The organism is Sphingomonas bacterium (genome assembly GCF_903643065.1).
Taxonomy (GTDB): Bacteria; Pseudomonadota; Alphaproteobacteria; order Sphingomonadales; family Sphingomonadaceae; genus Sphingomonas.
The window spans coordinates 1-8,431 of record NZ_CAHJWX010000052.1 but is presented as its reverse complement, the minus strand read 5'-3'; the positions used below and the strand labels follow the sequence as shown (position 1 = coordinate 8,431).

Annotated in this window: 8 protein-coding genes; 6 read left to right on the top strand and 2 right to left on the bottom strand. The window is 69.9% G+C overall.

The window, feature by feature from the left end:
- From HUU95_RS03330 to HUU95_RS03310, 5 genes are all read left to right on the top strand, one after another.
- Positions 1 to 514 (top strand): amidase family protein (locus HUU95_RS03330; protein ID WP_254602594.1); only part of this gene is annotated, 514 nt, incomplete at its 5' end.
- The gene (locus tag HUU95_RS03325) at positions 511 to 1,686 is read left to right on the top strand and encodes an acyl-CoA dehydrogenase family protein (RefSeq protein WP_174278803.1); all 1,176 of its coding nucleotides are present in this window, start codon (positions 511 to 513) and stop codon (positions 1,684 to 1,686) included. The genes HUU95_RS03330 and HUU95_RS03325, both read left to right, overlap by 4 nt.
- 135 nt (positions 1,687 to 1,821) lie before the next feature.
- Positions 1,822 to 2,961, top strand: a complete 1,140-nt coding sequence (locus HUU95_RS03320) for an acyl-CoA dehydrogenase family protein (protein ID WP_174278802.1) — start codon at positions 1,822 to 1,824, stop codon at positions 2,959 to 2,961.
- Positions 2,961 to 3,851, top strand: coding sequence for an acyl-CoA thioesterase (locus HUU95_RS03315; protein ID WP_174278801.1), 891 nt, complete (start codon positions 2,961 to 2,963; stop codon positions 3,849 to 3,851). The genes HUU95_RS03320 and HUU95_RS03315 overlap by 1 nt, the downstream gene beginning before the upstream one ends.
- A 79-nt stretch (positions 3,852 to 3,930) precedes the next feature.
- Positions 3,931 to 4,338 carry a BLUF domain-containing protein gene (locus HUU95_RS03310; RefSeq protein ID WP_174278800.1) on the top strand — a complete coding sequence of 136 codons (408 nt, stop codon included), beginning with the start codon at positions 3,931 to 3,933 and terminating at the stop codon, positions 4,336 to 4,338.
- A 114-nt stretch (positions 4,339 to 4,452) separates the two neighbouring features.
- Here HUU95_RS03310 and HUU95_RS03305 read toward each other — a convergent pair whose 3' ends face one another.
- Together HUU95_RS03305 and HUU95_RS03300 are read right to left on the bottom strand one after the other, a co-directional pair.
- Positions 4,453 to 5,520 carry a phosphotransferase family protein gene (locus HUU95_RS03305; RefSeq protein ID WP_174278799.1) on the bottom strand — a complete coding sequence of 356 codons (1,068 nt, stop codon included), beginning with the start codon at positions 5,518 to 5,520 and terminating at the stop codon, positions 4,453 to 4,455.
- 42 nt (positions 5,521 to 5,562) lie between these two features.
- Entirely contained in the window at positions 5,563 to 6,861 is a 1,299-nt protein-coding gene (locus HUU95_RS03300) for an acyl-CoA dehydrogenase family protein (protein ID WP_174278798.1), read from the bottom strand.
- Between the two features lie 122 nt (positions 6,862 to 6,983).
- Between HUU95_RS03300 and HUU95_RS03295 the strand changes: the two genes are divergently transcribed.
- Positions 6,984 to 8,228 carry a TetR/AcrR family transcriptional regulator gene (locus tag HUU95_RS03295; protein WP_174278797.1) on the top strand — a complete coding sequence of 415 codons (1,245 nt, stop codon included), beginning with the start codon at positions 6,984 to 6,986 and terminating at the stop codon, positions 8,226 to 8,228.
- Positions 8,229 to 8,431: the final 203 nt, after the last annotated feature.

Here is an 8,431-nt window from a genome sequence, read left to right as displayed (position 1 = left end):
CGAGCGGGTCGGCGCGGCGCTGGCGCGCGACGGCGCGCGGGTCGACACCGCGAGCGAGCTGCTGCCCGATCTCGCGGGCCAGCACGCCCGCTACCGCCGGATGCTGACGATCACGCTCACGCGCGGCGCTGCCTGGCTGGACGGCGGAGTCGCCACCGCTTCGGATTGGTTCGACGCGCTGGACGAACAGGCTCGCACCACTCGCGCGTGGCGGCGGCTGTTCGAGCGGTACCACGCGGTGATCGCGCCGCCCAATGTCGTCACCGCTTTTGCGCACCGCGACGATCCCTATGATGCCCGGACTTTGACGATCGACGGCGTCGCGACCGCCTATGACGCGCAGCTCGCCTGGCCCGGTGTCGCGACCTATCCGGGCCTGCCCGCGACCTGCTTCCCGGCCGGCGTCGATCAGGACGGCCTGCCGACCGGCGCGCAGGTGATCGCCGCGCCGTTCGCCGACCATACCGCCATCGCCGTCGCGCGCGCCGCGCACGGCCTCGTCTGGAGCCGCTGATGACCGACCTCGACACGTTCCGCGCCGACACCCAAGCCTGGCTGGCCGAGCATTGCCCGCCCGAGATGCGCGAGCCGCTGCGCTCCGACGCCGATATCTGCTGGGGCGGGCGCCGCTACGATCCCGCGCGCAACCCGCCCCAGGCCCGCTGGCTCCAGGCGATGGGGGAGCGCGGCTGGACCGTCCCCGACTGGCCCGTGGCTTATGGCGGCGGCGGCCTGAGCGCGGCCGAGACCAAGGTGCTGCGCGAGGAGATGGCCGCGATCCACGCGCGCAACCCGCTCAACTCGTTCGGCATCTCGATGCTCGGGCCGGCGCTGCTGAAATACGGCACGGAGGAGCAGAAGCGCGACTACCTCCCCAGGATCGCGCGCGGCGAGATCCGCTGGTGCCAGGGCTATTCGGAGCCCAATGCCGGCTCCGACCTCGCCGGCCTCGCCACCAGCGCGGTGCCGGACGGTGACGATTACATCGTCAACGGCCAGAAGGTCTGGACCAGCTACGCCGACCAGGCCGACTGGATCTTCTGCCTGGTCCGGACGTCGAAGGAGTCGAAACAGGGCGGGATCAGCTTCCTGCTGTTCGACATGGCGAGCCAGGGCGTCTCCACCAGGCCGATCCTGCTGATCAGCGGCACCTCGCCCTTCTGCGAGACCTTCTTCGACGATGTCCGCGTGCCCAGGGGTCAGCGCGTCCATGACGAGAACAAGGGCTGGGACGTCGCCAAATACCTGCTCGGCCACGAGCGCGAGATGATCTCGGGCATGGGGCTGGGCGACCAGGGCGAGAACCCGCTGGTCGCGAGCGCGATCGCGAGCGGCGTCTTCCACACCGACCCGCTGCTGCGGGCCCAGATCGCGATGTTCGAGGTGCGCGCCAAGGCATTCCGCGCGATGTCGGAGCGGTTCATCGACGAGCTGAAGGCGGGCCGCGCGCATCCGGCCCAGCCGTCGATGATGAAATATTACGGCACCGAGCTGAACAAGAGCCGTCACGAGCTGCTCATGGCGGCCGGTGGCTCGGACGCGCTGGAATGGGAGAGCGATCGCTCCAACGGCGGCGCCGCGCCGCGCACTTGGCTGCGCACCAAGGCGAATTCGATCGAGGGCGGGACGAGCGAGGTCCAGCTCAACATCATCGCCAAGCGCGTATTGGAGCTGCCGGACGCCTGATCTAATTCCCTCTCCCCTTCAGGTGAGAGGATGACCGAGCGAAGCGAAGGTCGGGAGAGGGGCTGAGCGGCACGTCCGTCACTGCCCCTCTCCCCGACCCTCTCCCCTGAAGGGGAGGGGGAGAAGGAATGAGAAATGCCCCTGTATCTGAACGACGAGCAACAGATGCTCCGCGACACCGCGCGGGACTTCATCGCCGATGCCGCGCCCGTGGCGCACCTGCGCCGGCTCCGCGACGCCGGCGACCCGACCGGCTTCTCCCGCGACCTGTGGAAGCAGTTCGCGGAGATGGGCTTCACCGGCATCCTGATCGGCGAGGAGGCGGGTGGGCTCGGCCTGGGTCATGTCGAGGCCGGCATCGTGCTGGAGGAGATTGGGCGCAACCTGTCGCCGTCCCCCTTCCTCACGACGGCGGTCGCGGCGGTGGAGGCGCTCAAGGGAGCTTATCCGGATCAGGCCAGGCGATGGCTTCCCTCGATCGCCGCCGGCGAGACGCTGTTCGCCCTGGCGCTGGACGGCGGCGCCAAGCATCGCCCGATCAACGGGGCCGTGCGGGCCACGCCGTCGGGCAACGGCTTCAAGCTGAACGGCCGCAAGCAGTTCGTGGTGCAGGGTCACGTCGCCGACATGCTGATCGTCTCGGCGGTCACTGGTGGCCGGCCTGGTGAGGAGGGCTATAACATGTCGGTCTTCCTGGTCTCTCCCCGGACCCACGGGGTCTCGATCGAGACGGTGCGGCTGGCCGACGCAAGCCTCGCCTCGCACGTCACCTTCGACGAGGTCGTCGTCGCGGGCGATGCGTTGATGGGCCAGGTCAACCAAGGCATCCCGCTGCTCGATCGGATGCTCCGGGCCGGCCGCACCGGCGCGGCCGCCGAGTTGCTCGGCGTCGGCGGCGGCGTCACCGACCTGACGCTCGCCTATCTGAAGCAGCGCCGGCAGTTCGGCACCGCCATCGGCAGCTATCAGGCGCTCCAGCATCGCGCCGCGCACCTGTACGCCGAACTGGAGGTCGCGCGCGCGGCCGTGCTCAAGGCGCAGCAGCTGCTCGACGCCGGCAGCCCCCGTGCCGACGAGGCGGTGTCCGTCGCCAAGGCGCAATCCTCGCTCGCCACCGCGCTGGCGGTGCAGGAGGGCGTGCAGATGCACGGCGGCATCGGCATGACCGATGAATATGATATCGGCTTCTTCATGAAGCGCCACCGCGTGCTCGCCGAGCTGTTCGGTGATCCGAACTTCCACGCCGACGCGCTGGCGACGGCGGCGGGCTATTGATGACCGACGACTGGATGCCGCCCCTCCCCGCCGAGCTTGCCGCCGGGCTGGTCGCGCTGCTCGATGGCGAGGAGCTGGACACCGACCTGTATCGCGGTGCCCGCAACCCCGGCGGCGAGGGCCGCGTGTTCGGCGGGCAGGTGATCGCGCAGGCGCTCCAGGCGGCGCAGCGCTCGGTAGACGGCAAGGTCGCGCACTCGCTCCACGCCTATTTCATGCGCGCCGGCGACGAGCGGCTGCCCATCATCTATCGCGTCGTCCGCGATTTCGACGGCAGGAGCTTCGCCAATCACCGCGTGATCGCGCTTCAGCGCGGCGCGCCGATCCTCAACATGATCGCCTCGTTCCAGGTGCCCGAGGACGGCCTCGCGCATCAGGACCCGCTTCCCGCCGACCTCCCCGGCCCCGAGGATCTCCCGTCGGAGGCCGAGCTGCGTCGGGAACACGCGCACCTGATCCCCGAGGGATCGCGCGTCGCCTTTCTGCGCCGCCGGTCGCCGATCGACATCCGTCCGGTCCATCCGCGCGGCTGGTTCAGCCCCGTCGCGCGCCCGCCGATCAGCCATAGCTGGTTTCGCGTCGTGGCCCCGATCGCCGACGATCCCGCGCTGCACCGCGCCGCGCTCGCCTATGCGTCCGACATGGCGCTGATGGCGACGTCGATGATGCCGCACGGCGTCAGCTGGATGACGCCCGGCCTGCAGGCCGCCAGCCTCGACCACGCGCTCTGGCTGCACGAGCCGGCGCGCGCCGACGAGTGGCTGCTCTACGCGACCGACAGCCCCTGGGCGGGGCACGGCCGCGGCATCAATCGCGGCCGGGTGTTCACGCGCGACGGCCGACTGGTCGCGAGCGTCGCGCAGGAAGGACTGATCCGGCTCCGACCCTGATGCAGGTTAGACTCGCGGTTAATCGGCTCTTTGGACGATCAGGGCTACGACGGTCGGCGAGAAGGGAAACTCGCCGCCCATGATCCGACTGCTCTACATCAGCACCTCGCGTCAGCCCGTCACGCCCGAGATGCTCGCCGATATCCTGCGCGCCTCCCGACGCAACAACGCGGCCGTCGAGGTCAGCGGCCTGCTGATCGTCGGCGGCAGGCGCTTCCTCCAGGCGCTGGAGGGCCCGACTGACGCGGTCTTGGCCACCTATCGCCGCATCCACGCCGACCCGCGCCACTTCGCCGTGGTGGAACTCGCGCGCGCGACCATCACCGAGCGCCAGTTCCCGCGCTGGGCGATGGGCGCGCAGGCGGGGCGGACGCCGGCGGCGAGCGCGAGTATCTCCGACGCGGTCGCCGCGCTGATCGCGCCGATCACCGACCCGACGCTGAGCGGCTATTTCGGCGGGTTCGCGGAGCGGCAGGCGGCCGCCTGATCAGCGCACGATCACGTCGTCGGCACTTCGACGATGCTCGCGAGCCCGCCCGAGGTGCCGGAGCCCGCGCCGTGACGATGATGGATCTATCCTGGAAGCGCATCGGACGCCCCGTCACGCCCCCGCCTTCTCCGCGAACGCCCAGCTCGCCGCCGCCAGTCGGTACACACCGGCGGCACTCCGCTCCGCTTGCGCGCTCGACGCGGTGCCGTCGGCGATGCGCTGCTTGATCCCCTGCACGATGCCGGTCAGCCGGAACAGGTTGTAGCTGAAATACCAGTTCAGGTCCGGCACGCCGTCGCGCCCCGTCGCCAGGCAATAGCGCTCGGCCATCTCCTCGACCGTGGGGATGCCCGTCGCCGGCCCCGTCCGTCCCATCACACCAGCGCGTCCGTCGGGCGGCGTCACCCAGCTCATCAGGAAATAGCTGAAGTCCGCCAGCGGATCGCCCAGGGTCGACAGCTCCCAGTCGAGCACCGCGACTACGCGCGGCTCGGCGGAGGCGAAGATCATGTTGTCGATGCGATAGTCGCCATGGACGATGCTGGTCCGCGTCTGCTCGGGCACCGTGCGCGGCAGCCACTCGATCAGCCGCTCGACCGCCGGCATCGGCTCGGTCTCGGACATCCGGTACTGCCGGGTCCAGCGCTCCACCTGCCGCGCGAAATAGTTGCCCGGCTTGCCATGGGTGGCCAGTCCGGCGGCGACGTGGTCGGTGTTGTGGAGCGCGGCGAGCGTGTCGCCCATCGCATGATAAATCGCGGTCCGCTCCGCCGCCGGCACATCGGGCAGCGTCCCGTCCCATAGGTTGCGCCCCCGCGCATATCCCATGACGTAGAACATCGTCCCGATCACGTCCTCGTCCGTGCACAAGCCATACGGCCGCGCGACGGGGAAGCCGGTCGGGTACAGCCCGGCGATGACGCGGTACTCGCGATCGACCGCGTGCGCGGACGGCAGCAGCCTGCCGAACGGCTTGCGGCGCAGCACATAGGGGCCGGACGGGCTGGAGAGCTTGTAGGTCGGGTTGGATTGCCCGCCGGCGAACTTCTCATAGGCGAGCGGCCCGACGAACCCGGCGACGTTGGCGGTCATCCAGGCGGCAAGCCGATCGAGGTCGAGCCGGTCCCTGTCCGCGACGGGGATCGTACCGGCCATGGTCGCCGGCGTGTCGTCAGCCATCATGTCCTCCATCCGCATCCGCGGTTCGCCCGCGAAGGTGGATCAGCGGCTCGCCGCCACGTCGCCCGGCGACACCCGCCGGTCGTTCTCCGCTGGCGCGCGGTGTTCCGCGTATTTGCCGAACTCGTGCCGCGCGATCGCCCGGTTGTGCACCTCGTCGGGTCCGTCGGCGAAGCGCAGCGTCCGCATCGACGCCCAGGCGCTCGCCAGGTGGAAATCGTCGGAGACGCCGCCGCCGCCATGCGCCTGGATCGCGTCGTCCAGAATCTGCAGCGCCATGGTGGGTGCCGCCACCTTGATCATCGCGATCTCCAGCTGCGCGCTCTTGTTGCCCGCCTTGTCCATCATGTCGGCGGCTTTCAGGCACAGCAGCCGCGTCATCTCGATGTCCGTGCGTGCCTTGGCGAGCCGCTGTTCCCAGACCGATTGGCTCGCCAGCGTCTTGCCGAACGCGACGCGGCCGAGCAGCCGCCGCGCCATCGCCGCGACCGCGGTCTCCGCGACGCCGATGGTACGCATGCAATGGTGGATGCGCCCCGGCCCCAGCCGCCCCTGCGCGATCTCGAACCCACGTCCCTCGCCCAGCAGCACGTTCTCCACCGGCACGCGCACATCCTTCAGTTCGACCTCGCCATGGCCGTGCGGCGCATGGTCATAGCCATAGACGGACAGCATCCGCTTGATCGTCACGCCCGGCGTGTCCAACGGCACGATCAGCTGCGACTGCTGCGCGTGGCGCGCGCCCGCCGGATCGGTCTTGCCCATCACGATCGCGACCGCGCAGCGTGGATCGCCGACGCCCGACGACCACCATTTGGTGCCGTTGATGACGTAGTGGTCGCCGTCCCGCTCCATCCGCGTCTCGATGTTGGTCGCGTCCGACGACGCCACCGCCGGCTCGGTCATCAGGAAGGCGGAACGGATCTCGCCATGCATCAGCGGCTTGAGCCAGCGCTCCTTCTGCGGCCGGGTGCCATAGCGGTGGAACACCTCCATGTTGCCGGTATCGGGCGCCGAGCAGTTGAAGCATTCGGACGCCCAGCCGATCTTGCCCATCTCCTCGGCGCACAGCGCGTATTCGAGGTTGGTGAGTCGCGCGCCCTCGAACTCGAACGTGTCGTCGACCTGATGCTGACCCGACGGCGGCGGCATGAAGAAGTTCCACAGGCCGGCGGCCCTGGCCTTTTCCTTCATCGCCTCGATCACCGGGATCACCTTCCAGCGCTCGCCCTCGCTCGCCTGCTGACGATACTGGTCGTCACGCGGCGCGATTTCGCGCGCGATGAAATCGCGCACCCGGTCGCGAAAATGGGTCTCGCGCTCGCTCAGCGTGAAGTCCACGGCTCTCTCCCTGACTTGAGCCCTAGAGCGTACCCGATCTTCGGTAAACACGCCCGTATGCGTGTGGACCAAGCGTGACGAAGGGGCTGGTCCTTCGAAACGAAACTGGTAGGCTTCCCCGGATGAGCGGAGAGGGGGCGACGGGAGAGGACGCCGAGGCGGGCACGGCGCGCTTTCGGCGCAAACGCGATGCGATCCTCGCCGCCGCGGCCGAGGCGATCAACGAACAGAGCGCGAAGGGCATGACCTTCGCCGATGTCGCGCGCCGTGTCGGGCTCAACACCACCAGCGTCACCTATTATTTCAAGCGCAAGGACGAGCTGGCCGCCGCCGCCTTCGAGCACACGCTCGATTACCTGCTCCGCATGCTCGACACCGCCGCGCGCGAGCCGACCGCCGCCGACCGCGTGCGCCGCTATCTTCAGCTCAACCTCGAACGGCTGGTCCGCGTGCGCGAGGAGGCCGAGCGGCCGCTGGCGGTGCTGTCCGACCTGCGCGCAACGGAGGAGCCGGCGCGGACGCGGCTGATGGCCGGCTGGCGCGAGGTGTTCCGGCGCACCCGCGCGCTCTGGGGCGCGGCCGGGACACGCGCGGCCAAGGACCTGCATGGCGCGCGCGCGCACGTGCTGCTGGAGAATACCTTCTGGCTGCCGGTGGTGCTCGCCCGCTACGAGCCGGACCAGTGGACCCGCGTCGTCGATCGGCTGATGGACCTGTTCGCGCACGGCCTCGCGGTGCCCGGCGCGCGCTGGACGCCCGAGCTGCTCGACCTGGCGCACGAGGAGCGCGAGCCGGGGCGCGCGCAGTTCCTGATCGCCGCGACCCGGCTGATCAACACGCTCGGCTATCGCGGCGCCAGCGTCCAGCGCATCGCCGGCGAGCTCAACGTCACCAAGGGCAGCTTCTACCATCATCTGGACGCGAAGGACGAGCTGGTGATCGCCTGCTACCGGCGCAGCTTCGACACGATCGGCGACGCGCAGGCCGCCGCCGACCGCGCCGGCGGCTCGCACTGGCAGCGGCTGACCAGCGCGGTGGCGACGCTGCTCGACGTGCAGTTCGCCGAGCGCGCGCCGTTGTTGCGCACCACCGCGCTGTCCGGCCTGCCCGTCGATGTCCGGACCGCGATGGTGGACCGCTCGAACCGCATCGCGCGGCGCTATGCCGGCACGATGATGGACGGCGCCGCCGAAGGCTCGGTCCGCCCGGTCGACGCGCTGATCGCCGCGCAGGCGCTGATGGCGTTGCAGAACGCCGCCTTCGACATGCGCAAATGGGCCGCCACCATGCCGCGCGAGCGGGCGATCGCGATGTACGGGTCGTGCCTGTTCCACGGCCTGTTCGACGATCGGGCGCTGGGCGCCTGAGTGCGACAATTTGCGACAGTTCGGCCATGGCCGGACACATGCCGGCGACACGTCGCGTCTACACGGCCTGATCCATCCGGAGAACGCCCATGAACCCGCTCGTTGCCGGCGCCACCGCCTTTGTCCTCACCGCCGCCGGCCTCGCCGTCGCGCAGTCTCCGCCGGGCACGCCACCGCCGGGCGGCCCGGGCGGCTACGGCCCC